Source organism: Variovorax sp. OK212 (assembly GCF_900112425.1).
Lineage (GTDB): Bacteria > Pseudomonadota > Gammaproteobacteria > Burkholderiales > Burkholderiaceae_C > Variovorax.
This window is the reverse complement of record NZ_FOLP01000002.1, coordinates 590,719-617,121: the sequence shown is the minus strand read 5'-3', so window position 1 is coordinate 617,121 and position 26,403 is coordinate 590,719. Positions and strand designations below refer to the sequence as shown.

Genomic DNA, 26,403 nt, shown 5'->3' with positions numbered 1-26,403 from the left:
GGGGCCTGAGGGCCTGAAAGCCCGCCGGCGTCATTGGCCGAGTTGCGCCCGCAGCTCGGCCACTTGCTTGCGCAAGGCCTCGTTCTCGGCCGTGAGCTCGGCCACGCGCTGCTCCAGCGCCTGAACCGCATCGGGCTTGTCCTGCTGCGCTTCGTCCGAAGCCGGCTCGGCGGACTCTTCGCGCGGCTTCTTCTTCGAATCGCGCACGCGCTTGGCGGCCTGCTTGAGCTCGTCCTTGCCGGCGATCGCGGCGGAGACCTGTTCCTCGGCCGGCAGCGTGGCCACGGCGGCCGCGGTGTTGATCGAGATCACGCCCGACTTCACGGCCGCCACCAGTTCCGGTGCGGCCTGCTTCTGGATCTTCTCGATCATCCCCACCTGGCTGCTGCTCAGCCGCGCGGCGCGCGCGATGGCTTCGCGGCTGTTCAGCGGGGCGGGCGGCGGCACGGCGGGGGCGTCGCCGTCGGCGGGCGGATCGACATCGAACGGCGGGTCGGACGGGTCGTGCGCGGCAGCATCCGAAGACGCAGCCGGCGGCGCCACCGTGCGGGCGCGTTGCAGGTCGACGATGTCCTTCTTGCGCAGCGCGAGCACGCCGCGCAGGAAGTCGGAGATGCTGCGCCGGCCCAGGTGCTGGTCGATCATCCAGAGGTGCACGTCGTCGATCGACTTGAAGCGCGTGTTCTGCACCGTCTGGAACGGCAGGCCGTGCTTCTGGCAGATGCCGTAGCGGTTGTGGCCGTCCACCAGCACGTCGCCCCACAGCACGAGCGCGTCGCGGCAGCCCTCGGCCAGGATGCTGCGTTCGAGGGCTTCGTATTCCTCCGGCGTCAGGGGGTCTATATAGGCTTTGAGGTCTTCGTTGACGACGATGTTCATTGGGGGAGAGGGGGAGCGGGGACGCGGGACGCGGCGTGACAGCGGGAAAACCGGAAACGCCGGGAAAAACAGGCAAGGGGCGGGATTTTAGTGGCCCGCGCCGAGCCTCCCCTGGATACGTCTTGCAACCACGCCGACGTGTTCGACGTGTCTCTGTTTGGTGCGCTCGAACGTCTTTATGGGTAAGGACACCTCACGAATTCGGGAGGTTGTTCGCCATTAAATAGTAATGATTCTTATTTAATATGCAGCCCCTGCACCGGATCCGGATGGGTTGCATTCACGCCAATGCGCATCGCGCGCGCCGTTTCGAATTTCGACGCCTGGCCCCCCATCTGGAGTTGTTCAAAGATGCTGTCACCTACGTTCGAGCCATCGCTGGGAGATGTTTTCGTCGCCAACCGGGCCCAGCTCTGGCATGTTGCCCGCAGGATCGTGCGCACCACCGAACTCGCGGACGACGTGGTGCAGGACGCCTACCTGCGCATTGCCGACGGCGCCGGCGGCCGCAAGATCGACAAGCCCATGGGCTACTGCTGCCAGGTGGTGCGCAACCTCGCGCTCGACCATTGCCGCCGCCAGTCGCTCGAGGCCACCTACCGCACCTTCGACGTCGACGTGGAGACGCTCGACGTGCCCGGCCCGCCGTCGCCGGACTGCGTGATGCGTGACCGCCAGGTCGTCGGGCTGATCGAGCAGGCGCTGTCGCAGCTGCCCGCGCGAACCCGCGTCGCATTCCAGCTCTACCGGCTCGAGGGCCTCACGCAGCGCGACATCGCGGTGCAACTGGGCTGTGCGCTCGGCCTCGTGAACCGGCTGATCGCCGAGGCCGACGAAGCCATCGGCGGCATGCGCCACCTCATCAACGACTGACGCACGGGGCAGCGCGCGCGTCCACCAAAGCCAGCCCCGAAAGGGGGGTGCGCTCGCTTTCCTTCTCGTGCGCGATCGGTGTAAGGTAAAAACCATACGCGCATGACACAAGAGCAAGACGACCTCATCTGGCGCACCGCATGGGCCTGGGTGCGGCGCGAACACGACCGCGAAGGTTTCGGCGAAGCCGCGCGTGTCGAAATGGTGACATGGCTGCTTGCCGACCCGGCCCATCGCAAGGCCTACGACAAGGCCGCGCGCCTCTGGCTGCTCGCGGGCCTCGTGCCGCCCGCCGTCGACGTCGAGGCATGGAAGAAGACGCAGGGCCAGGCACAGGACCGCCCCGCGCCCGGCGACGACACCTGAGCGCCGTGTGCCCCTGATCACCCGCATCGAGGGTGAACAGATTCGCGCCTGAACCGTCATGTTGATCAGAAGCGCAGCAATCGGCCGCCCGCCGGCCCGGTTGCCCGCCCGCTTCCCCGATCAACCGCACAAGGACGCACCATGTCTACCAGCTGCTTCGACCGCGAAGACGAAACCTTCATCGTTCTGGTCAACCACGAAGACCAATACTCCATCTGGCCCCACTGGAAGGCCGTGCCCGGCGGCTGGAAGGCCGTCGACGGCGTCAAGGGCGACAAGAAGACCGCGCTCGACTATGTCGAGAAGAACTGGACCGACATGCGCCCGAAGTCGCTGCGCGACTGGATGGCCGCGCAGGAAGGAACGCCCGCCGCTGAAGCCGCAGCGCTTCGATGAGCGTGCCGGCGAGGGTGTCGCTGCTGTGCCTGCCGTGCGCGGGTGCCAGCGCAACCATGTACCTGCGCTGGCGGCCCCTGCTGCCGCGCTGGATCGAGATCGTGCCCGTCGAGTTGCCGGGCCGCGGCATGCGCATGGGCGAGCGCTTCGTCGAAAGCTTCGATGCGCAGGTCGCGCGCATCTGCACCGAACAGGCCGATGCGATGCAGGGCAGCTTCATGCTCTTCGGCCACAGCATGGGCGCGCTGCTGGCCTACGGTGTCACGCAGCGGCTGCGCGCGCTGGGCCGGCCGCTGCCACGCGCGCTGCTCGCGTCGGGCAGCTCGGTCCCGTCGCAGCGCGACCCCGATCGCCTGCCCGACACGCGTGACGACGCCGCGTTGACGGCCGACCTGCGCAAGCAGGGCGGCACCCCCGAGGAAGTGTTCGCCAGCGCCGAGCTGATGCGCATCACCCTCGACACGCTCGGCGCCGACTACCGCGTCTGCGAGAGCTTCGCCTACACGCCAGACACACCGGATGCGCCGCTGCCCATGCCCCTGCATGTCTTCGCGGGCCGGCAGGACGACATCGACGCGTCGCGCATGCAAGCCTGGTCGGCGCATGCCGGCGACGCGTTCACGCTCGACTGGTTCGACGGCGGCCACTTCTTCATCCGCCAGCGCGAGGCTGCGTTCCTCGATGTGCTGGCGCGGCGCGTGAGCCAGGCGCTGGCCCTGGCCGGAGGACGGCATGCACCTCATGCAGTTGCATGACGCCTTGCCCGCGGGCATGGAGGTGTATCGCCTGGATTTCGACCTGACGCGCGACGACCGCGACGCGTGGTCCGTGCTGTCGCGTGTCGAACACGAGCGCGCATGCCGCTTCGCCAGGCGCGCCGACCGCGTGCGCTTCGCGGCCGCGCGCGCCGCAACGCGCCGGCTGCTCGCGCGGCGCATGGGTTGCGGCCCCTGCGACGTGCCGCTGTCGCCCGGCGTGCACGGCAAGCCCTTCGTCGACGCGGCCGGCGACATGCCGCTGTTCAACGTGTCCCATTCGGGCGGCCACGCGCTGATCGTCCTGGCCGACGGCCGCGAGGTCAGCGAGGTGGGCATCGACATCGAGCAGTGCCGCGACGACGTCGATGCCGAGGCCCTCTTCGAGCTTGCCTTCACCTTGCAGGAGGCGCGCGAGGTGCGCGATGCCGGTGAAGCGGGCGGCGCCGGCGATCGCATGCAGGCCCTCTACCTGCGTTGGGTCGGCAAGGAGGCGCTGCTCAAGGCCGTGGGCGTCGGCGTGCCCGAGCACCTGCTGTGCGTCGGCATCCATCCGCGGGCGGGCGGCGGGCTGTCCATCGCGTCCACCGTGCCCGGGTGGTCGGCCTTCACCGCCATCGCGCTGCCTGCGCCTTGCGGCTATGCGGCGGCATTGGCGTGGCGCGCCAGGACACCCGCATGAGCCAGTGCCGCCGGCCCGGTGCCAGCGGCGCCCCTTTCTAACTATCTGGAGTGAGCGAGATGGCAGGCACAACGACAACGACAGCGGCGCTGAACGCGGGACACCCCGCGTCCGCGAACTTCGTGGAGCACCTGCGCGCATTGGCGCAGTCGCGGCCCGACGACATCTGGCTCACCGTGGCCGGCGAAGCGAACGGCGCGCATGCCGAGAAGACCTTCAGCTATGCCGTCTTCGAGACGCGCGTGCGCGCGCTCGCGGCCTGCCTGCAGCAGCAGTTCGACAAGGGCGACCGCGCCCTGGTGATGCTGGACAACGACGACCACTACGCCGTGAGCATGCTGGCGTGTTTCTATGCCGGCGTGATCGCGGTGCCCGTGTTCCCGCCCGAATCGATGCGGCCCCAGCACCTCGCGCGCCTGACCGGCATCGCCGGCGATTCGCAGGCCCGCTGCGTGCTGACCTCTTCGGCGATGCAGTCCGCAGTGCAGGCCGCGACCGAAGGCGCCGCCGCGTCGTTCGCGCAGGCCACGATGGTCGCCGTCGATGCGGTCGACATCGCGCTCGCCGGCGCGTGGACCCCGTTCTCGCCCGCGCAGGACGACCCCGCTTTCCTGCAATACACCTCGGGCTCGACCTCCGCGCCCAAGGGCGTGATCGTGACGCACGGCAATCTCATGGCCAACGAGCGCGCCATCCGCGACGGCATGGGCATCGGGCCGGACGACAAGTTCGTGTCATGGGCGCCGCTCTATCACGACATGGGCCTGATCGGCGGCCTCATGCAGCCGCTGTACAGCGGCATTCCGCTGGTGCTGGCCTCGCCGCGCTACTTTCTCGAAAGCCCGGTGCGCTGGCTCGAACTCATCTCGCGCCACCGCGCCACGCTCAGCGGCGGCCCCGACTTCGCCTACCGCCTCTGCCTCGACCGCGTGAAAGGCGCGCGGCTCGCGGGGCTCGACCTCTCGACGTGGCGCGTGGCCTACACCGGCGCCGAGCCCGTGCGTGCCGACACCGAAACCGAATTCATCGAACGCTTCGCACCCGTGGGCTTCGACCCCGGTGCCGCGTACCCCTGCTACGGCCTTGCCGAAGCAACGCTGTTCGTCACCGGCGGACAGCGCGGCGGCGGGCTGGTCGCGCGCAGCTTCTCGAGCGTGGCGCTCGCAAGAGGCGAGGGCGTCGAGTGCGTGGACAGCGCTAACGGTGTTGACGGTGTGGACGGTGTGGACGGCACCCTGCTGGTCGGCTGCGGCGCCGTGCCCGAAGGCCACGAGGTGCGCATCACCGACCCGGCATCGCTGGCCGCGCTCGGCGCAGGCCGCGTCGGCGAGATCTGGGCCAGCGGCCCGAGCATCTGCGCGGGCTACTGGGGCAAGCCCGAGGCGACCCGCGAGACCTTCGCCGAGCTCGAGGGCAAGCGCTGGCTGCGCACCGGCGACCTGGGCTTCCAGCACGACGGACAGCTCTACGTCACGGGCCGCATCAAGGACCTGATCATCGTGCGCGGCCACAACATCTACCCGCAGGACATCGAGCGCACCGTCGAAGCCGAAGTGGAAGCCGTGCGCAAGGGGCGCGTCGCCGCGTTCGCGGTGACCGGGCCGCAAGGCGAGGGCATCGGCGTGGCGGCCGAGGTGTCGCGCAGCATGCAGAAACTGGTGCCGCCGCACGCGCTCGTCGAAGCGCTCGGCGCCGCCGTGAGCGAGGTGTTCGGCGAAGCGCCGGCCGCCGTCGTGCTGCTGAACCCCGGCGCATTGCCCAAGACCTCGAGCGGCAAGCTGCAGCGCCAGGCCTGCCGCGCGGGGCTCGCGGCGCGCAGCCTCGATGCCTACGCCATCCATGAACACGGCGCCTTCACCCTCGGCGGCAGCGGTGCATCGATGCCAGCCGAGGCGGCGCTGCCCGACGATGTCGCGCAGGCGGTGGCCGGCATCTGGCGCGAAGTGCTCAAGTTGCCTGAGGGCCGCGCACTGGCGCACGATGCCCACTTCTTCACCTCGGGCGGCAACTCGCTCGCCGCGGTGCAGGTGGCCGCGCGCATCGCGCGCCGCTGGAACATCGAATTCAGCCTGCGCGACCTGTTCGAACAGCCGAAGCTGCACGCCTGCGCGGACGTCGTGCGCAGCCGCAGCGCCAACCCAGCCCGCGAGAACGACGCGGCCATCGAGCCCTTGTCGGCCGAGCGCCGGCTGCAGCCGTTGCCGCTCTCGCATGCGCAGGAGCGGCAGTGGTTCCTGTGGAAGCTCTCCCCGCAAAGCACGGCGTACCACATGAGCGGCGCGCTGCGCCTGTCGGGCGCACTGGACGCGGCCGCCATGCACGCCGCGTTCGAAGACCTGGCCGCGCGTCACGAGTCGCTGCGCACGGTGTTCCTGGCCAGCACGGCCGGTGCGGACGGCACGGCCGAGCAGCTGGTCAGTTCGTCGTGGGCGCCGTTGCTGGCCCTCGTCGACCTGCGCCATCTCGCACCGGCCGAGCGCGAGGCGCGCGCCGCCGACGAGGTGCGGCGCCTGCACGCCACGCCCTTCGACCTCACGCAGGGCCCGCTGCTGCGCGTGGCGCTGGTGCGCCTGTCGGACACCTCGCACCTGCTCATGCTGGTGATGCACCACATCATTTCGGACAGCGCCTCGATGCAGGTGCTGCTCGACGAACTCGCCGCCGGCTACGCCGCGCGGCTGCGGGGCGACACCCAACGCCGCGCCGCAGCGCGCGTCCAGTACGTCGACCATGCCATGTGGCAGCGCGACTGGCTGGCCGCCGGCGAGGCCGAGCGGCAACTGGCCTGGTGGCGCGCGCAGCTCGGCAACGCGCACCCCGTGCTGGCCCTGCCGACCGACCGTCCGCGCACCGCGCAGATCGGCCACAGCGCGGCACGCCACAGCCTCGAGGTGCCCACCGCACTTCTGCAAGGCCTGCGCCAGTCCGCCGCCTCAGAAGGCGCGACGCTGTTCATGCTGCTGCTGGCCGGCTTCCAGGCGCTGCTGCACCGCTATACGGGGCTCGAAGACATCCGCGTCGGCGCGCCGGTGGCCAACCGCAGCCGCGTCGAGGCCGAAAGCATCGTCGGCTTCTTCGTCAATACGCTGGTGCTGCGCAACCCGATCGGCGCGCGCATGCGCCTGTCGCAGGTCGTCGCGCAGGCGCGCGAGGCGGTGCTGGGCGCGCAGACGCACCAAGACCTGCCGTTCGAGCAACTGGTCGAGGCGCTGCAGCCGCAGCGCAGCCTGAGCCAGAGCCCGTTGTTCCAGGTGATGTTCAACCACCTCGTCGAAGACCACCGGGCGCTGGCGCAACTGCCGGGGCTCGAGGTGGCGCATTACGCGCTGCCCGACGGGGAGGCGCAATTCGAGCTGGTGCTGGAAGCGCGCGAGACGCCCGAGGGTCGGCTGACGCTGGGCTTTGTCTATGCGGCCGAACTGTTCGACCGGGAGACGGTCGAGCGGATGGCGGGGCACTACGTGGCGGTGCTGGAGGCGCTGGCTGGGCAGCCTGAACTGGCGGTGGGCGATGTGGCGCTGGTGGGTGCTGCTGAACGCGCGCAACTGGTGGCGTGGACCGAGAACACGCGCCGGCACGAAGGCTCTCAGCCTGTGCACCGGCAGATCGAGGCGCATGCGAAGTCGAAGCCCCTGGCGCCCGCGCTGGTCTTCGGTGACGAGGCGCTGAGCTACTCGGAACTCAATGCGCGTGCGAACAAGCTGGCGCATCGCCTGATCGCCTTGGGCGTCCGGCAGGACACGCTGGTCGGCATCTGTGTGGAACGCTCCACCGAAATGATGGTGGGCATCCTCGCGGTGCTGAAGGCGGGCGGTGCCTACGTGCCGCTCGATCCGGAGTACCCCGCAGACCGTCTCTCGTACATGGTCGAGGACAGCGGCATCTCGCTGCTGCTCACGCAAAGCCACCTGCGATCGCTGATCCCCAGCGCCGATTCGCTTCAGTTGCTGGAGCTCGACACGCTCGATACCTCTTCGGAGTCCGAGTCCGATCCGCAAATTGCTCTTCACGGCGAACACCTCGCCTACGTCATCTACACCTCCGGCTCCACCGGCCGCCCCAAGGGCGCTGCGATCCGCCATGCGGCGCTCTTCAGCTGCATGGCTTGGATGCAGGATTTCTACACACTTGCAGGTGCCGATACGGTCTTGCACAAGGCCCCGTTCGGCTTCGACGTGTCGGTATGGGAGATGTTCTGGCCATTGACTTCCGGCGCCCGGCTGGTCATTGCCAACCCCGGCGATCACCGCGACCCGGTGCGTCTGGTCGAACTGATCCAGAAGCACCAGATCACGACGCTGAACTTCGTGCCCTCGATGCTGCAGGCCTTCCTAGCGTATGAGGGCATCGAGGCGACGACGAAGCTCAAGCACATCATCTGCGGCGGCGAAGCGATGCCTGCGGCCACGCAGAAGGAAGCGCTTCAACGCTTGAGCGGCGCCACGCTGCAGAACCTGTACGGCCCCACAGAAACAACGATTCATGTCACCCAGTGGACGTGCAGGGATGACGGCAGCACGCAGGTGCCTATCGGCCGGCCGATCAGCGAGACGCAGGCCTATGTGCTGGACGAGAGCCTGAACGAAGTGCCGGTCGGCGTGGCGGGAGAGCTGTATCTGGGAGGCATCAACCTCGCACGCGGCTATTTGAAGCGGGCTGGCCTGACCGCCGAGCGCTTCATCGCAACCGAGAAAGGAAACAGGCTCTACCGCACAGGCGACCTCGTGCGCTGGAGCAATGAAGGCCAGCTCGAGTACCTGGGCCGCATCGACCACCAGGTCAAGGTGCGCGGCTTCCGCATCGAGCTGGGCGAGATCGAGGCGCAGCTGCAGGCGCAACCCGAAGTGCGCGAAGCCGTCGTCGTCGCGAACGAAGGTCCCGCAGGCGCAAGGCTCGTGGGCTACGTGTCCGGCCAGGGCATCGACACCGCGGTGCTGCGAGAGCGCCTCGGCGAAGCATTGCCCGACTACATGGTGCCGAGCGCGCTGATGGTGCTCGATGCGCTGCCGCTGAACGCCAACGGCAAGGTCGACCGCAAGGCGCTGCCAGCCCCCGAGTTCACCAGCGACAAACCCTACGAAGCGCCCCAGGGCCCGATCGCCGAAACCCTCGCCGCCATCTGGGCCGAGGTGCTGCAGCTGGACAAGGTCGGCGTCCACGACAACTTCTTCGACCTCGGCGGCCACTCGCTGCTGCTGGTGCGCGTGCACCGCCTGCTCGAAGACAGGCTGCGCACCGCGATCCCGCTGGTTCATCTCTTCAAGTACCCCACGGTCGGCTCGCTGGCCCAGTGGATGGCGCGCGGCGCCGCCGCGCCCGCTTCGTCGCCCACGGCCGGCGACGACCGCGCGCTGCGCCAGCGCGCCGCCTTGCTTCAACGCCGCAAAGCCGCGGAAAGAGTCAACTGATGCACACCCTCAACGAACCGTCCGGCCAGCCTGAGCAATCCGGCGCGACCGGCATCGAGATCGCCATCGTCGGCATGGCGGGCCGCTTCCCCGGCGCCGACGACGTCGATGCGTTCTGGCGCAACATCCGCGACGGCGTGGAGTCCGTGGCCGCATTCACCGACGAGCAACTGCGCGCCCAAGGCGTTGCGCAGGAACTGCTCGACGACCCGGCCTACGTCAAGGCCGGCACCCAGTTCAAGGGCTTCGACCAGTTCGACGCCGGCTTCTTCGGTTACTCGCCGCGCGAGGCCGAGTACCTCGACCCGCAGCAGCGCATCTTCCTGGAGTGCGCATGGGCCGCGCTCGAGCACGCCGGCTGCGACGTGCAGAACTGGCCGGGCAAGGTCGGCGTCTACGCGGGCGAAGGCCCCAACCTGTACCTCATGCGGCACCTCTTGCCGGTCTTCGGCCTGGGCGACGGGCGCGGCATTGCCGAGCTGCTGGGCCTCATGAGCGGCAACTCCGGCGGCTCGCTGTGCACCCGCGTGGCCTACAAGCTCGACCTGCGCGGTCCCGCCGTGACGGTTCAGACCGCCTGCTCGACCTCGCTGGCCGCGGTGCACACGGCTTGCCAGGCTCTGCTCGGCTACGACTGCGACATGGCGCTGGCCGGCGGCGTGTGGCTCAACCTGCTGCAGGACGGTGGCTACCTGTATCAAGAGGGCGCCATCCTCTCGCCCGACGGCCACTGCCGCGCCTTCGACGAGAAGGCCGCGGGCACGGTCATCGGCAGCGGTGCCGGCCTCGTGGTGCTCAAGCGGCTGGACGACGCGCTGCGCGACGGCGACACCATCCACGCCGTCATCAAGGGCACGGCCGCCAACAACGACGGCGCCGACAAGGTCGGCTTCACCGCGCCCAGCGTGAACGGCCAGGCCGAGGTGATTCGCGCGGCGCAGCTCATCGCGGGCGTGGACGCCGAATCGGTGGGCTACATCGAGGCGCACGGCACGGGCACGGTGCTCGGCGACCCGATCGAGATGGCCGCGCTCACGCAGGCCTTCCAGGCGGGCTCCGGGCGCACCGGCTACTGCGCCGTCGGCTCCGTGAAGACCAACATCGGCCACCTCGATGCGGCGGCCGGTGTCACCGGCCTCATCAAGACCGTGATGGCGCTGAAGCACCGGACGCTGCCGGCCAGCCTGCACTTCGAGCGGCCGAATCCGCAGATCGACTTCGCGGCCAGCCCGTTCTACGTCAACGCCGCGACCAGGCCCTGGCCCGCGGGCGCCACGCCGCGCCGCGCCGGCGTGAGCTCGTTCGGCATCGGCGGCACCAACGTGCATGTGGTGCTCGAAGAGGCGCCGGCTGAAAAGGCCGCGGCCCACGCACCCGACTGGCAGGTGCTGCCGCTGTCGGCACAGAACGCTGCCGCGCTGCAACAGGCCGGCCAGCAACTGGGCCGTCATTTCGAAGCGTCGCCCGATCAGCCGCTCGCCGACATCGCGCACACGCTGCAAAGCGGCCGCCGCGCGATGCCGCTGCGCGCGGCCATCGTCGCCAACGGCCATGCGATGGCTGCGCAGGCGCTGCTCTCGCCCGAGGGCGGTTTCGAGCAGGTGATGCGCGCGCCGGCCGGCGCGCCCGAGGTGGCTTTCCTGTTCCCCGGCGGCGGCACGCAGCACGCGAACATGGGCGCCGCGCTGTACCGCGACGACCCGGTGTTCCGTGGCGAGGTCGACCGCTGCTGCGCCTTGCTCGAAGGCGCCATGGGCATGGACCTGCGCGAGCTGCTGTACCCGGCGGCGGGCATGGAGGCCGAGGCCGACCGGAAGCTCGCATGCATCGAGTACACGCAGCCGGTGCTGTTCATCGTCGAGTACGCCATGGCCCGCGCATGGATGGCGCGCGGCGTGCAGCCGGCCGTGATGCTGGGCCACAGCCTCGGCGAATACGTGGCGGCCTGCCTGGCCGGCGTGTTCAGCCTGGAAGACGCGCTGCGCATCGTCACCGCGCGCGGGCGCCTCATGCAGTCGATGCCCGCGGGCGCCATGACCGCCATCGCGCTGGCCGAAGCTGAGCTCGCGCCGTTCCTCGGCGCCGGCTGCGACATCGCCGCCGTCAACGGCGAGCAGCTCTGCGTGCTCTCGGGCCCGCTGCACGCCATCGAGGCGGCCGAGCAGCAGATGCTCGCCGGCGGCCTGCTGCCGCGCCGCCTGCATGTGGCCATCGCATCGCATTCGGCCATGACCGAATCGATCGTGGGCGAACTGCAGAAGGTGATCGCCGCGGTGCCGCGCCATGCGCCGCGCATTCCGTTCATCTCCAACGTCACGGGCCAGCCGGTCACGGCCGGGCAGGCGACCGATCCGGCCTACTGGGGCCGTCACCTGCGCGGCACGGTGCGCTTTGCCGATGGGCTGGCCGCGTTGCTGCGCGTGCAAGGGCGCGTGGTGCTCGAAGTGGGCCCCGGCGAAACGCTGGCTGGCCTGGCGCGGCAGCATCCGCAGGCCGCTTCGGCCGCGGGCATCTGGGCGAGCCAGGCGCATCCGCAGCAACAGGCCCGCAACGAGCGGCAGCTGGCCAGCGTGACCGGCGCGCTGTGGTGCGCCGGTGTCGAGATCGACTGGGCCTCCTGCCGCGCGGGCCAGCCGCGCCGCCAGGTGCCGCTGCCGAGCTACCCGTTCCAGCGCCAGTCGTACTGGGTGGAGGCGGGCAGCTTCGCGGCCGGTGCATCGTCGGGCCTTTCGGGCCCTGCGGCCGGTGCGTTCTACGTGCCGGCCTGGAAGCGCACCGAGCCGCTGCGCGCGGTGCAGGGCCCGGCACCGGCCGGCAGCTGCACGCTGGTGTTCGGTGAAACCGGCGGCCTTGCCGACCGGCTGATCCGCCACCTGCACGAACTTCATGGGTTGCACGAAGGCGCGGACGCGCATCCCGTGGTGTGGGTGGAGCAGGGCCCGGGCTTCGTGGAGATCAGCCCGCGCCACTACGCCGTGCGGCCCGGCGAGCGCGCCGACCACGAGCAACTGCTGCGCAAGGTGCACGCCGCGATCGGCCCGGTGGCCAGGGTCCACCACCTGTGGGGTGTCGACACGGAAGCCGCAGCGCCGTCCTCGTCGAGCGACCTGCTGGAGCGCGGCTACTTCAGCCTGCTGGCCCTGGCGCAGGCGCTGGACAGCACCGCGGCCGGCCGCGAGCGCAAGCTGTCGCTGCAGGTCGTCGCCAACCAGATGGAAGACGTCTCGGGCACGGAGCCGCTGTGCCCTGAGAAAGCTACGCTGTTCAGCCTGGCGAAGGTGATCGGGCAGGAGTACCCGCACATCGATTGCCGCGTGGTCGACGTGGTGCTGCCCGCGGCTGCCAGCCAGGCCGAGGCATGGCTGGTGGCGCAGCTTGCGGCACAGTTCGCGGCAGATGCACCCGCCTCGCGCGACGAGCCGCTGGTGGCCTTCCGCGGGCCGCATCGCTGGACCAAGGTCTACGAGCCGCTGGCGCTGCCGGCGCAAGGGGCCGGCCCGCGGCAACGCTTTCGCACGCAGGGTGTCTATCTGATCACCGGCGGCCTGGGCGGCGTCGGGCTTTCGGTGGCGCGGCATCTCGCCAAGTCGTGGCAGGCCAGGCTGGTGCTGCTCGGCCGTTCGCCGCTGCCCGAGCGCGCCGCGTGGGAATCGCTGGCGGCGTCGCCCGACCAGCCCGCGTCCTTGCGCCAGAAGTTGCTGCAGCTGCTCGAGCTCGAAGCGCTGGGCGGCGAGGTGCTCGCGCTGTCGGCCGACGTGACCGATGCCACGCAGATGCAGGCCGTGGCCGCGCAGGCCCGGCAACGCTTCGGCGCCATCCACGGTGTGATCCATGCGGCGGGCCATGCCGCGAGCGGCATGATCGGCCAGCGCACGCGCGCCATGGTCGACGCCGTGTTCGCGCCCAAGCTGCGCGGCACGCAAGCCTTGCTGCAGGCGGTGCGCGGCGAACCACTCGATTTCGTGCTCTTGTGTTCGTCGATCTCCAGCATGGCCGGCGGCCTGGGCATGAGCGACTATGCCGCCGCCAACGCCTACCTCGACGCGCTGGCCGCGCAGGCGCAGCGCGACGCCGGCCACCCCGTGATCTCGGTCAACTGGGACGCTTGGCGCGACCTGGGCATGGCCGCCGGCATGGTGCTGCCCGAGGGCGTGGGCATGAACGGCCCCGAAGGCGCGCTGGCGCTGGAGCGCATCGTCAACGGCCCGGCCCATGCGCAGGTCGTGATCTCGACCACCGACCTCGCGCAGCGCCTGGGCAAGCTCGACAGCGGCATGCTCGAACTGATCGAGAACGGCCCGCTGGCCCATGCCGCGCGCGGCACGCGCCGCAACCACCCGCGCCCCGCGCTCGACACGCCCTTCGTCGCGCCCGACGGCGATCTCGAGACCGGCCTGGCCGCGCTGTGGCAGGACATGCTGGGCATCGCCGCCATCGGCGTGAACGACAACCTGTTCGAGCTCGGCGGCGACTCGCTGCTGGCCATCCAGATCCTGGCGCGCGCGCGCAAGGCCTATGACATCGAGCTGCACCCGGCCGCCTTCTTCAAGGCGCCCACCATCGCCGAGCTGGCCTTGCTGGTCGAGACCCGGCTGATCGAAGAGATCGAGAACGCCGACGAGGCCGCTGCCGCGGCGTCCCCTGCACCCGCTGTGTCCGATCGCCTCTCCGCTGTCTCCGCCACCGTCTGAAGAACCCCTCATGCCCGAAATCCACGACATCTCCGAGCGCCGCGCCAACCTGAGCGCGGACCAGCGTGCCAAGCTGAAGGAGCGGTTGCGCGGCGCGAGCACCGGCATGCAGCAGGCCGGCACGAGCGCCATTCCTCCGCGCCCGCACCGCGACCGCGCGCCGCTGTCCCATGCGCAGCGCCGGCAGTGGTTCCTGTGGAAGCTGGACCCGGCCCGCACGGCGTATCACCTGAGCGGCGGCCTGGTGCTCGCCGGCCCGCTCGACACCGATGCCCTGCGCGCGGGCATGCAGGCGCTGGTCGACCGCCACGAGTCGCTGCGCACCGTGTTCCGCGAGGCGGGCGACGGCGACGCCGAGCAGGTCATCCAGGAGGCCGTGGAGATCGAGTTGCCTTGCGTGGACCTGTGCATGCTGGACACCGCGGCGCGCGAAGCGGCGGTCGAGCGCGAGGTGCAGCGCATTCGCACCGAGCCCTTCGACCTCACGCGCGGCCCGTTGATGCGCGCCGTGCTGCTGAAGACCGAGGCGCAGGCGCACCGGTTGCTGGTGGTGATGCACCACATCGTGTCGGACGGCTGGTCGGTGCAGCTCACGCTCGACGAACTGGCTGCGCTGTACGCCGCGCGCGTGAGCGGCCAGGCCGCGGCGCTGCCCGCATTGCCTGTGCAGTACGCCGACTACACCGTGTGGCAGAACCAGTGGCTCGACGGCGGCGAGGGCGAACGCCAGCTCGCCTGGTGGCGCGAGCACCTGGGCACCGGGCAACCGGTGATCTCGCTGCACACCGACCGCCCGCGCAACGCCGACGGCCGCTACGGCTCGGCGCGCGTCACCGTCGCCTTGCCCGCCGGCACGCTCGCCCGGCTGCGCCGGCAGGCGCAGGGCAAGGGCGCGACGCTGTTCATGGCGCTGCTCGCGGGCTTCAATGCCTTGCTGTTTCGCCGCACCGGCCAGAGCGATGCGCGCGTGGGCGTGCCCATTGCCAACCGCAACCGCGCGGACACGGCGGGCGTGGTGGGCTTCTTCGTCAACACGCAGGTGCTGCGCTCGCAGATCGGCGCGCGGACCACGCTGGCGCAACTGCTGGTGCAGACCCGCGACACCGCCATCGGCGCGCAGACCCACCAGGACCTGCCGTTCGAGCAACTGGTCGGCGCACTGCGGCCCGAGCGCAGCCTGAGCGCGAACCCGCTGTTCCAGGTGATGTTCAACCACGTGCGGCGCGACCATCGCTCGCTGGCCGAATGGCCCGGCGTGTCGGTCGAACGGCTGGACTTCGAGGAAGAAGACGCGCAGTTCGAGCTGACGCTGCAGACGCTGGAGTTCGAGGACGGGCGGGTCGAGGCGACCTTCCTGTATGCGGCCGAGCTGTTCGACCGTGAGACGGTCGAGCGGCTGGCGGGGCACTACGTGGCGGTACTGGAGGCGCTGGCTGGGCAGCCTGAACTGGCGGTGGGCGATGTGGCGTTGGTAGGTGCTGCGGAGCGCGCGCAACTGGTGGCGTGGACCGAGAACACGCGCCGGCACGAAGGCTCTCAGCCTGTGCATCGGCAGATCGAGGCGCATGCGAAGTCGAGGCCCCTGGCGCCTGCGCTGGTCTTCGATGACGAGGCGCTGAGCTACTCGGAACTCAACGTGCGCGCGAACAAGCTGGCGCATCGCTTGACGGCCTTGGGCGTCAGGCAGGACACGCTGGTCGGCATCTGCGTAGAGCGCTCCACAGAGATGCTTGTGGGCATCCTCGCGGTGTTGAAGGCGGGCGGTGCCTACGTGCCGCTCGATCCCGAATACCCCGCAGACCGCCTCTCCTACATGGTCGAGGACAGCGGCGTCTCGCTGCTGCTCACGCAAAGCCATCTGCGGTCGCTGATCCCTGGCGCCGATTCGCTTCAGGTGCTGGAACTCGACACGCTCGATACCTCTTCGGAGTCCGAGTTCGATCCGCAAATTGCTCTTCACGGCGAACACCTCGCCTACGTCATCTACACCTCCGGCTCGACCGGTCGCCCAAAGGGCGCTGCGATCCGCCATGCGGCGCTCTTCAGCTGCATGGCCTGGATGCAGGATTTCTACACGCTCGCAGGTGCCGATACGGTCCTGCACAAGGCCCCGTTCGGCTTCGACGTGTCGGTATGGGAAATGTTCTGGCCATTGACTTCTGGTGCCCGGCTGGTCATTGCCAACCCCGGCGATCACCGCGACCCGGTCCGCCTGGTCGAACTGATCCAGAAGCACCAGATCACGACGCTGAACTTCGTGCCCTCGATGCTGCAGGCCTTCCTGGCGTATGAGGGCATCGAGGCGACGACGAAGCTCAAGCACATCATCTGCGGCGGCGAAGCGATGCCCGCGGCCACGCAGAAGGAAGCGTTGCAACGCCTGAGCGGTGCCACGCTGCAGAACCTGTACGGCCCAACCGAAACCACCATCCACGTCACCCAGTGGACGTGCCGGGATGACGGCAGCACGCAGGTGCCGATCGGCCGGCCGATCAGCGACACGCAGGCCTATGTGCTGGACGAGAGCCTGAACGAAGTCCCTGTCGGCGTTGCCGGAGAGTTGTACCTGGGCGGCATCAACCTCGCACGCGGCTATTTGAAGCGCGCTGGCCTGACCGCCGAGCGCTTCATTGCAACGGAGAACGGAAACAGGCTCTACCGCACAGGCGACCTCGTGCGCTGGAGCAACGAAGGCCAGCTGGAATACCTGGGCCGCATCGACCACCAGGTCAAGGTGCGCGGCTTCCGCATCGAGCTGGGCGAGATCGAGGCGCAGCTGCAGGCGCAACCCGAAGTACGCGAAGCCGTCGTCGTCGCGAACGAAGGCCCCGCAGGCGCTCGGCTCGTGGGCTACGTGTCCGGCCAGGGCATCGACACCGCGGTGCTGCGCGAGCGCCTCGGCGAAGCATTGCCCGACTACATGGTTCCCAGCGTGCTGATGGTGCTCGATGCGCTGCCGCTGAACGCCAACGGCAAGGTCGACCGCAAGGCGCTGCCGGCCCCCGAGTTCACCAGCGACAAGGCGTATGAAACGCCCGAAGGTGAAGTCGAACAGGCCCTCGCAGCGATCTGGCGCGACGTGCTGGGCGTGGCCCAGGTCGGCCGCCATGACAACTTCTTCGAGCTCGGCGGCGATTCGATCCTGAGCCTCAAGGTGACCGCACGCGCGGCCAGGGCCGGCGTGCCGCTGAGCCCCCGCCAGGTGTTCGAGCACCAGAGCCTGTCGCGCATCGCGCGCGCCGTGCAGGGCGGCGCGGCTTTGGACGCACCGGCGATCCCGCCGCTGACGCCGGCGCAGCGTGCCGGCACGCTGGCGCTGTCCCATGCGCAGATGCGCCAGTGGTTCCTGTGGCAGCTCGATCCGCAAAGCACGGCGTACCACATCAGCGGTGCGCTGAAGCTGGTGGGCAAGCTCGACACGCAGGCCTTGCGCGCCAGCTTCGACGCGCTGGTGCAGCGCCACGAATCGCTGCGCACCGTGTTTCGCACCGACGCACAGGGCCTGGCCGCGCAACGGGTCCGCGATGCCGCGCCGCTCGACATCACGTTGGTCGATCTCTCCGCGCTGCCCGATGCACGGCAACGCGAAGCGCGCAGCAGCGAAGAGGCGCTGCGCCTGAGCCACACGCCCTTCGACCTGGGGGAAGGCCCGCTGCTGCGCGTCGGCCTGATCCGCCTTGCAGATGAAGAGCACATGCTCGTCGTGGTGATGCACCACATCGTGTCCGACGGCTGGTCGATGCAGATCGTGGTCGATGAATTCGTGGCGCAGTACAGCGCGCGCGTGCAGGGCACGGCGGCTTCGTTGCCGCCACTGCCGATCCAGTACGCCGACTACGCCGCATGGCAGCGCGACTGGCTGGAAGCCGGCGAGCGCCAGCGCCAACTCGCGTACTGGACGCAGCACCTCGGCACCGACCAGCCCGTGCTGCAACTGCCCACCGACCGCGCACGCAACGCGGACGGCCGCTACAGCGCGGTGCGCCACGGCTTCGAGCTGCCGAGCGATCTGGTTCGCAAGCTGCACAAGCGCTTGCAGGCCCGGGGCGCAACGCTGTTCATGGGCCTGCTTGCAGGCTTCCAGGTGCTGCTGAACCGTTACACCGGCGAGCCGGACGTGCGCGTGGGCGTGCCCATTGCCAACCGGCACCGGGCCGAGACCGAAGGCGTGATCGGCTTCTTCGTCAACACGCAGGTGCTGCGCAGCGTGCTCGATGCGCGCGAGAGCCTGTCTCAGGTGCTGGCCCGCGCGAAAGATGCCGCCCTGGGCGCGCAAGCCCATCAGGACCTGCCTTTCGAGCAATTGGTGGAAGCACTGCAGCCCGAGCGCGTGCTGGGTGCGAACCCGCTGTTCCAGGTGCTGTTCAACCATCAGCGTGGCGATGCCGCGGCCCTGCAGGGACTGCCCGGCCTGACGCTGACCGAGTGCGACCTGGGCGCGCAGGCCGCGCAGTTCGAACTCACGCTGGAAACCACCGAAGACGCCGATGGCCGCGTGCACGCCAACCTGCGCTATGCGTCGGAGCTGTTCGAACCCCAGACCATGGCGCGCATGGCGGGTCATTACCTGGCAGTGCTGAATGCGCTGGCCGACCATCCCGGGCAGACGGTGGGCGACGTGGCGTTGCTCGGCGAGGCCGAGCGCACGCAACTGGCGTCGTGGGGCGCATGCAGGCAGCCGGCCGAGGCCAGCGATCCGATCCATCGGCTGATCGAACGGCAGGTGCGTGAACGCCCCGAGGCTCCGGCTCTGGCGTTCGGCGAACAGGCCCTGAGCTACGGCGAACTCAACGCACGGGCCAACCGCCTGGCGCATCGACTGATCGATCTGGGCGTGAAGCCCGAGACCAAGGTAGGCATCGCGGTGGAGCGTTCCCTCGAGATGGTCGTGGGCATCCTCGCGATCCTCAAGGCCGGGGGCGCGTATGTGCCGCTGGACCCGGAGTACCCGGTCGACCGCCTGGCCTACATGGTCGAGGACAGCGGCATCGCCTTGCTGCTCACGCAGAGCCACTTGCAGGTGCCGGGCACCGAGGCGTTGGAAGTTCTGGCACTGGACACGCTCGACGTGAGCGGGGAGTCCGACACCGACCCCGATCTCGACCTGCACGGCGAGAACCTCGCCTACGTGATCTACACCTCGGGCTCCACCGGGCGCCCCAAGGGCGCACAGCTGTGCCACCGCAACGTGAGCCGCCTGCTCGACGCCACCGACGCGTGGTTCCACTTCGGTCCGGCCGACGTATGGACGATGTTCCACTCCTACGCCTTCGACTTCTCCGTGTGGGAGATCTTCGGCGCGCTGTGCACCGGCGGCAAGCTGGTGGTGGTGCCGTTCTGGGTCAGCCGCTCGCCGGAGGACTTCCTGCAGCTGCTGCGCGGTGAGCGCGTCACGGTGCTCAACCAGACGCCCTCGGCCTTCGGCCAGCTGGCCAGCCTGCCGCAGGCTCATGACTTGGCTCTGCGCACGGTGATCTTCGGCGGCGAAGCGCTCGACCCGCAGCGCCTGCGCGGTTGGATCGAACACCACGGCGACGACAGCCCACAGTTGATCAACATGTACGGCATCACCGAGACCACGGTGCATGTGACCTACCGGCGCATCACCGCGGCGGACCTGGGCCGGTCGCGCAGCCCCGTGGGCATTGCGATTCCCGACCTGGGCCTGCAGGTGCTCGATGGCCAGCTGAACCCCGCGCCGCTGGGCGTGGCAGGCGAGCTGTATGTGTCGGGCGCCGGGCTGGCGCGCGGCTACCTGAATCGGCAAGGCCTGACGGCCGAGCGCTTCATCGCGGGCGAAGGCGGGGAGCGGCTCTACCGCACGGGCGACCTGGTGAAGTGGAACAACGAAGGCCAGCTGGAGTACCTGGGACGCATCGACCACCAGGTGAAGGTGAGGGGCTTCCGTATCGAGCTGGGAGAAATCGAAGCAGGCTTGCTGGCGCAGCCCGAAGTGCGAGAGGCGGTGGTGATCGCCAACGAGGGCCCGACGGGCACGCGGCTCGTGGGCTACGTGTCGGGTCAGGAGATCGACACAAACGTCTTGCGCGAACGCCTCGGCGAAGCACTGCCGGACTACATGGTTCCTTCCGTGCTGGTGGTGCTCGATGCCCTGCCGCTGAACACCAACGGCAAGGTGGACCGCAAGGCGCTGCCCGCGCCGGAGTTCTCGGCGGGCAACGCATACGAAGCGCCGCAGGGAGAGACGGAGGAGAAGCTGGCCGCGATCTGGGCGGAGGTGCTGGGTGTGCAGCGCGTGGGGCGCCACGACAACTTCTTCGAACTCGGCGGCCACTCGCTGGCCGTGTTGCAGGCGCAGACGCGCACGCAGGCCGAGCTGGGCGTGCGGCTGCCGCTCGCGATCTATTTCCAGCGCATGTCGCTGGTCGCGATCGGCGAGGCCGTGACGCAGATGCGTTCGACCGAGCTCACCGAGGAAGCCGGCGACCTGGACCAGATGGCCAGCCTGCTGGAAGCACTGGAAGACTGATGGAACACAAGAAACACGAACTGGCGCAGCGATTCGCCCGCCTGTCCACCGAGAAGCAGAAGGCTTTCCTGGCCTTGCTGCAGCAGCAGAAGATCGACTTCGCGCGCCTTCCGATCGTCGCGGCGCAGCCCTCGGCGCGCGGCATGCTCTCGTATGCGCAGGTGCGCCAATGGTTCCTCTGGCAGCTGGATCCGCAGAGCACGGCGTACCACATCGGCGGCGCCCTGATGCTGGCGGGCCGGCTCGACGTGAACGCGGTGCGCGCAAGCTTCAGCGCGCTGGTGGAGCGCCACGAGTCCTTGCGCACCGTCTTTCGCCCCGCGGACGGCGGCGCCGCCGAAGCGGTGATCCGCGAGGGTGTGGAGCCCGGCTTCACGGTGCTCGATCTCGGCGGCGTGACGTCGCAGGACGAACGCGAGGCGCGCAGCAAGGCGGAGGCCGGCCGCCTGAGCCGCACGCCCTTCGACCTCGCCGAAGGGCCGCTGCTGCGCGTGGGCCTGGTCCGCCTTGCGGACGAGGAACACATGCTCGTCGTGGTGATGCACCACGTCGTGTCCGACGGCGCGTCGATGCAGATCCTCGTGAACGAGTTCGTGGCGCAGTACGCCGCGCGTGTGCAGGGCGGTGTGCCGGTGCTGCAGCCGCTGCCGGTCCAGTACGCCGACTACGCCGCGTGGCAGCGCAACTGGCTGGAGGCGGGCGAGCGCGAGCGGCAACTGGCCTACTGGACAAAGCACGTCGGCACCGAGCAACCGGTGCTGCAACTGCCGGCGGACCATGCCCGGCGCACCGATGGCCGCTACAGCCTGGCGCGCCACGCCTTCGAACTGCCGCCTGCCTTGGCCGGAGGCCTGCTGCGTCGCGCGCAGGCGCAGGGCGCCACGCTGTTCATGACGCTGCTCGCGGGTTTCCAGGTGCTGCTGAGCCGCTATACGGGCCAACCAGATGTTCGCGTGGGCGTGCCCATCGCCAACCGGCACCGGGCCGAGACCGAAGGCGTGATCGGTTTCTTCGTCAACACGCAGGTGCTGCGCAGCGTGCTCGATGCGCGCGAGAGCTTGTCGCAAGTGTTGGCCCGCGCTAAGGATGCCGCGCTTGGTGCGCAAGCCCATCAGGACCTGCCTTTCGAACAGTTGGTGGAAGCGCTGCAGCCCGACCGCGTGCTGGGCGCGAACCCGCTGTTCCAGGTGCTGTTCAACCACCAGCGCGGCGACGCCGGTGCGCTGCAAGGCATGCCCGGCCTCTCGCTGACCGAGTGCGACCTGGGTGTGCAGGCGGCGCAGTTCGAACTCACGCTGGAAACCACCGAAGACGCCGAGGGCCGCGTGCAGGCCAGCCTGCGCTACGCGTCGGAGCTGTTCGAACCGCAGACGATGGCGCGCATGGCGGGTCATTACCTGGCAGTGCTGAGTGCCCTGGCCGACCATCCCGAGCAGCCGGTGGGCGGCGTGGCGTTGCTGGGCGAAGCCGAGCAGGCGCAAATGCACGGCTGGGGCGTGAATGCGCGACGCCACGACGCCGAAACCCCCGTGCACCGGTTGTTCGAGCGCCAGGCCCGGCAGACGCCCGAGGCGGTGGCGCTGGTGTTCGGCGACGAGGCCCTGAGCTACGCACAACTCGATGCGCGGGCGAACCGCCTGGCGCACCGGCTGATGGCGCTGGGTGTGAAGGCGGAAAGCATGGTGGGCATTGCCGCCGAGCGCTCGATCGACATGGTGGTGGGCCTGCTTGCGATCCTGAAGGCCGGCGGCGCGTATGTGCCGCTGGACCCGGAGTACCCGCCCGACCGCCTGGCCTACATGGTGGCCAGCAGCGGCATCCGCCTGCTGCTCGCGCAGAGCCACCAGCATGAACTGGTGGCGCAGCTCTCGGCCGCGGCCGAGGGGCTGCGGGTGCTTGCGCTGGATACCTTGCCGACCGACGATGAACTGGCCAATGCACCGGCAGACGCACCGGCAGACCCGCCGGCCAGCGACCCGCAGGTGCCGTCGAACGGGCACAACCTCGCCTACGTGATCTACACCTCGGGCTCGACCGGCAAGCCCAAGGGCGTGATGGTGCGGCACGCCGCACTGAGCCACTTCCTGTCGAGCATGCGCGAGGCACCCGGCCTGTCGGCCGACGACGTGCTGGTGGCGGTGACTTCGCTGTCCTTCGACATCGCGGCGCTCGAGCTGTATCTGCCGCTGGTGTGCGGCGCGCGGCTGGTGCTCGCGGCGAAGCACGTGGCCCGCGATGGCGAAGCGCTCGGCCGCCTGCTGCGCGACAGCGGCGCCACGGTGCTGCAGTCGACGCCTTCGGGCTGGCGGCTGCTCGAGGCAGACCTGCGGCTGCACGGCCGGCCCGCGCGCCTGAAGGGCCTGTGCGGCGGCGAGGCGCTGCAGGCCGACCTGGCGCACAGCCTGTGCGAACTCGGCATCGAGCTCTGGAACATGTACGGCCCGACCGAGACGACCATCTGGTCGACGGCGGACCGCGTGAACAGCGCGAACGGCGTGAACGGCATGCACGGCGTGCCGGCCATCGGCAGCGCCATTGCCGACACGCAGGTCCGCGTGCTCGACGAAGCGCTCAACCTGGCGCCGGCCGGCGTGGCGGGCGAGCTCTACCTGGGCGGCATCGGGCTGGCGCGCGGCTACTTCGGCCGCGCCGCGCTGAGCGCGGAACGCTTCGTGGCGGACCCGTTCGACACGGCGGGCGGGCGGCTCTACCGCACGGGCGATCTCGTGCGCTGGAGCGGCCAGGGCCGGCTCGAGTACCTGGGGCGGATCGACCACCAGGTGAAGATCCGAGGCTTCCGCATCGAACTGGGCGAGATCGAAACCCAGCTGCTGGCACAGCCGGAAGTGCGCGAGGCCGTGGTGGTCGCCGGCGCAGGCCCGGCGGGTGCGCGCCTGGTGGGGTATGTGTCGCTGCACGCCGCGCAGGCGATCGACGCGCCCGTGCTGCGCGAGCGGCTGGGGGGCGCCTTGCCCGACTACATGGTGCCGTCGGTGATCGTGGTGCTCGGCGCGCTGCCGCTGAACCCCAACGGCAAGGTGGACCGCAAGGCGCTGCCGCCGCCGGAATTCACGAACGACCTCGCCTACGAGGCGCCGCAGGGCGAGCTCGAGGAGGCGCTGGCGGCGATCTGGGCGCAGGTGCTGGGCGTGCCGCGCGTCGGGCGCAACGACAACTTCTTCGAGATCGGCGGCCACTCGCTGCTGGCCACGCAGATCGCCTCGCGCGTGCGTGCGGCGCGCAACATCGAACTGCCGCTGCGCCGGGTCTTCGAGCATCCGGTGCTGCATGCGCTGGCAAGCCACCTCCAGGACGCGCATGGCGTCCATCCCGCAGGCAGCGAGGCAGTTGCCGTGCCGGTGCCGGTGCTGGAGCCGGTGGCGCGCGCCGCGCAGATGAAGCTCTCGCCCGCGCAGCAGCGGCTGTGGCTGGTCGACCGCCTGTCCGGCAAGGGGGCCGCCTACAACATCACGGCGGCGCTGCGGCTTCGGGGCGCGCTGGACGCGGATGTGCTGCGCGCCACGCTCGACGCCATCGTCGCGCGGCACGAGGTGCTGCGCACCACCTACCCGCAGGACGACGAGGGCGAGCCCGTGGCGTGCGTCCAGTTGCCCGGCCCGCTCGCCGTGCCGTTGCACGACCTCACGGGCCTTGCGCCGGCGCAGCAGGAAGCCGGGGTGCAGGCCGCGCAGGACGCCCATGCGCGCACGGTGTTCGACCTGGCCGCGGGGCCGCTGCTGGCCGCCACGGTGTTGCGCACCGCGCCCGAGACGCACCTGTTGCTGCTGTGCGTGCACCACATCGTGTTCGACGGATGGTCGGAGTCGATCTTCGTGCAGGACTTCATGGCGATCTACGCCGCGCTGCGCGAGCGGCGGCATGCCTCGCTGCCGCCGCTTCGCGTGCAGTACGCCGACTACGCCGACTGGCACCACCGCAAGCTCGCGCAGCGCTTCGCCCCCGAGTCGGCCTTCTGGCGCGGCTACCTCGACGGTGCGCCCGCGCTGTCCACCTTCAGGCCCGACCACGCACGCCCCCGCACGGCATCGACGGCCGGCGACGCCGTCGCCATCGAGGTCGACAAGGAACTGGCGCAGGCGCTGGGCGTGCTGGCCCGCCGGCACGGCACCTCGCTCTACACGCTGCTGCTCTCGGTGTTCCTGCTGATGCTGCACCGGCAGGCCGGCTCGAACGACGTGGTGGTCGGCACCGACGTGGCCGGGCGCGGCCATCCCGACCTGGAAAAGCTCATCGGCTTCTTCGTCGGCGTCGTGCCGCTGCGCTCGCGCCTGGCGCCGCGGCTCACGTTCGCGCAGTGGCTGGCGCAGGTCAAGGAGAGCACCTTGTCGGCCTTCGAGCACCAGGACGTGCCCTTCGAGCAGATCGTCGAGCTCGCGGGCGTGCCCCGCAGCCAGCAGCACAACCCGCTCGTGCAGGTGCTGTTCGTCATGCAGAACATGCCGGCGAGCCGGCTCGAGATTCCCGGCATCGTCATCGAGGCCGTGGAACAACCCGTGGTCGCATCGAAGTTCGACCTGGCCGTGTTCGTGAGCGAAAGCACCTCGGCAGGCACGGGCTTCACGGCCAACTGGGTCTACGCCACCAGCCTGTACCGGCGCGAGTCGATCGAACAGGCCGCCGCCGCGTGGCGCGACCTCCTGCAACAGGTAGCCACATCGCCAACCGGAATGCTGGAGAACCTTGTCATTCCCATTCCACTGGAAACCCCGACCATGTCATCTCCGTCTCCCGCGCTGGGCAAGCTGCAGAAGCTCAAGAAACTCGTGGACAAGGACCGCACCGGCGCGCCGGCGCCGCGCCTGCCGGTGCGCACTTCGTTCCTGTCGCCGCAACGCGATTTCCCGCTCGTGATCGAAGCCACGGGCGGCGACATCGATGCGGTGGCCTGGGCGCGCGAGCAGCGCGAGTTCATCGAGGCCAGCCTGCGCACCCATGGCGGCATCCTGCTGCGCAACTTCGGCCTGCGCACGCCGCAGGAGTTCGAGGCCTTCGCGGAAGTGATCGAACCCGAGCTCTACGGCAGCTACGGCGACCTGCCGAAGAAGGAGGGCGGCAAGAAGACCTACCGCTCCACGCCGTACCCCGAGCGCCAGATGATCCTGTACCACAACGAGAGCTCGCACCTGGACCGCTGGCCGCGCAAGCAGTGGTTCTTCTGCGAGCTGCCGTCGCCCGTGGGCGGCGCCACGCCCATCGTCGATTGCCGCGAGATGCTGCGCCGCCTGCCGGCCGACGTGGTCGCCGGGTTCGAGCGCAAGGGGCTGCTCTACGTGCGCACGTTCACGCCCAATTTCGACGTGAGCTGGCAGACCTTCTTCAAGACCGACAGCAGGGCCGAGGTCGAGGCCCGCCTCGCGGCTGCCGACATCGGCTGGCGCTGGCTGGACGAAGACACGCTGCAGACCCGCACCCGCTGCCCGGCGGTGATCACGCACCCCGTCACCGGCGACCGCGTGTTCTTCAACCAGGTGCAGTTGCACCACGTGAGCTGCCTCGAGCCCGACGTGCGCGAGGACCTGGTGGCCATGGCCGGGCTGGACCGCATGCCGCGGCACGTGACCTACGGCGACGGCTCGCCGATCGCCGACGAGACCATGGCCGTCGTGGGCCGTGCCTACGAAGAATGCGCCGTGCGTTTCGACTGGCGCCAGGGCGACGTCGTGATGCTCGACAACATGCTGGCCGCCCATGCGCGCGACCCGTACGAGGGGCCGCGCAAGATCGTGGTGGCGATGGGCGCGATGTGCGATCGCGCCGCGCTGGAGGCGCCGCCCGATCGGGTACAGGGCGTGCCGAACCCCTCGGCGCAAGCGGCGCTCGCGCTGGCGGCGGGAGGCTGACC

Annotated in this window: 11 protein-coding genes; 9 read left to right on the top strand and 2 right to left on the bottom strand. The window is 69.7% G+C overall.

Annotated elements, in window-relative coordinates; all coding sequences use genetic code 11:
• Window positions 1-30: 30 nt before the first annotated feature.
• Window positions 31-879, bottom strand: a complete 849-nt coding sequence (locus BM004_RS09355) for a plasmid replication/partition related protein (RefSeq protein WP_093212757.1) — start codon at window positions 877-879, stop codon at window positions 31-33.
• Between the two features lie 236 nt (window positions 880-1,115).
• Entirely contained in the window at window positions 1,116-1,322 is a 207-nt protein-coding gene (locus BM004_RS41770; protein WP_218153059.1) for a hypothetical protein, read from the bottom strand.
• Here BM004_RS41770 and BM004_RS09350 point away from each other — a divergent pair.
• From BM004_RS09350 to BM004_RS09310, 9 genes are all read left to right on the top strand, one after another.
• On the top strand, window positions 1,231-1,752 hold the full coding sequence (locus BM004_RS09350; protein ID WP_093135813.1) for a sigma-70 family RNA polymerase sigma factor: 522 nt from the start codon (window positions 1,231-1,233) through the stop codon (window positions 1,750-1,752). The two genes, BM004_RS41770 and BM004_RS09350, sit on opposite strands and share 92 nt — an antisense overlap.
• Before the next feature lie 102 nt (window positions 1,753-1,854).
• Window positions 1,855-2,118, top strand: a complete 264-nt coding sequence (locus tag BM004_RS09345) for a DUF4880 domain-containing protein (RefSeq protein WP_093212755.1) — start codon at window positions 1,855-1,857, stop codon at window positions 2,116-2,118.
• Between the two features lie 141 nt (window positions 2,119-2,259).
• Window positions 2,260-2,514 carry an MbtH family protein gene (locus BM004_RS09340; RefSeq protein ID WP_093135819.1) on the top strand — a complete coding sequence of 85 codons (255 nt, stop codon included), beginning with the start codon at window positions 2,260-2,262 and terminating at the stop codon, window positions 2,512-2,514.
• Window positions 2,511-3,269: a thioesterase II family protein gene (locus BM004_RS09335; RefSeq protein WP_177206445.1), complete on the top strand. Its 759-nt coding sequence runs from the start codon at window positions 2,511-2,513 to the stop codon at window positions 3,267-3,269. The genes BM004_RS09340 and BM004_RS09335 overlap by 4 nt, the downstream gene beginning before the upstream one ends.
• Window positions 3,247-3,951, top strand: a complete 705-nt coding sequence (locus BM004_RS09330; RefSeq protein WP_093212753.1) for a 4'-phosphopantetheinyl transferase family protein — start codon at window positions 3,247-3,249, stop codon at window positions 3,949-3,951. Before BM004_RS09335 ends, BM004_RS09330 begins: the two co-directional genes overlap by 23 nt.
• A gap of 59 nt (window positions 3,952-4,010) precedes the next feature.
• Window positions 4,011-9,359, top strand: a complete 5,349-nt coding sequence (locus BM004_RS09325; RefSeq protein WP_093212751.1) for a non-ribosomal peptide synthetase — start codon at window positions 4,011-4,013, stop codon at window positions 9,357-9,359.
• Complete coding sequence (locus BM004_RS09320; RefSeq protein WP_093212749.1) at window positions 9,359-14,050, top strand: type I polyketide synthase; 4,692 nt, start codon at window positions 9,359-9,361, stop codon at window positions 14,048-14,050. Before BM004_RS09325 ends, BM004_RS09320 begins: the two co-directional genes overlap by 1 nt.
• A gap of 10 nt (window positions 14,051-14,060) precedes the next feature.
• Window positions 14,061-20,540 carry a non-ribosomal peptide synthetase gene (locus BM004_RS09315; protein WP_093212747.1) on the top strand — a complete coding sequence of 2,160 codons (6,480 nt, stop codon included), beginning with the start codon at window positions 14,061-14,063 and terminating at the stop codon, window positions 20,538-20,540.
• Window positions 20,540-26,401, top strand: coding sequence for a non-ribosomal peptide synthetase (locus BM004_RS09310; protein ID WP_093212745.1), 5,862 nt, complete (start codon window positions 20,540-20,542; stop codon window positions 26,399-26,401). Before BM004_RS09315 ends, BM004_RS09310 begins: the two co-directional genes overlap by 1 nt.
• The last annotated feature ends 2 nt before the right edge of the window (window positions 26,402-26,403 follow it).

What these genes read in the sequence shown, in the direction of transcription:
- BM004_RS09350 (WP_093135813.1), top strand. Translation starts at nt 1,231, where the DNA reads ATGCTGTCACCTACGTTCGAGCCATCGCTGGGAGATGTTTTCGTCGCC.
- BM004_RS09315 (WP_093212747.1), top strand. Translation starts at nt 14,061, where the DNA reads ATGCCCGAAATCCACGACATCTCCGAGCGCCGCGCCAACCTGAGCGCG.
- BM004_RS09345 (WP_093212755.1), top strand. Translation starts at nt 1,855, where the DNA reads ATGACACAAGAGCAAGACGACCTCATCTGGCGCACCGCATGGGCCTGG.
- BM004_RS09340 (WP_093135819.1), top strand. Translation starts at nt 2,260, where the DNA reads ATGTCTACCAGCTGCTTCGACCGCGAAGACGAAACCTTCATCGTTCTG.
- BM004_RS09330 (WP_093212753.1), top strand. Translation starts at nt 3,247, where the DNA reads ATGCACCTCATGCAGTTGCATGACGCCTTGCCCGCGGGCATGGAGGTG.
- BM004_RS09310 (WP_093212745.1), top strand. Translation starts at nt 20,540, where the DNA reads ATGGAACACAAGAAACACGAACTGGCGCAGCGATTCGCCCGCCTGTCC.
- BM004_RS09335 (WP_177206445.1), top strand. Translation starts at nt 2,511, where the DNA reads ATGAGCGTGCCGGCGAGGGTGTCGCTGCTGTGCCTGCCGTGCGCGGGT.
- BM004_RS09320 (WP_093212749.1), top strand. Translation starts at nt 9,359, where the DNA reads ATGCACACCCTCAACGAACCGTCCGGCCAGCCTGAGCAATCCGGCGCG.
- BM004_RS09325 (WP_093212751.1), top strand. Translation starts at nt 4,011, where the DNA reads ATGGCAGGCACAACGACAACGACAGCGGCGCTGAACGCGGGACACCCC.
- BM004_RS09355 (WP_093212757.1), bottom strand. Translation starts at nt 879, where the DNA reads ATGAACATCGTCGTCAACGAAGACCTCAAAGCCTATATAGACCCCCTG.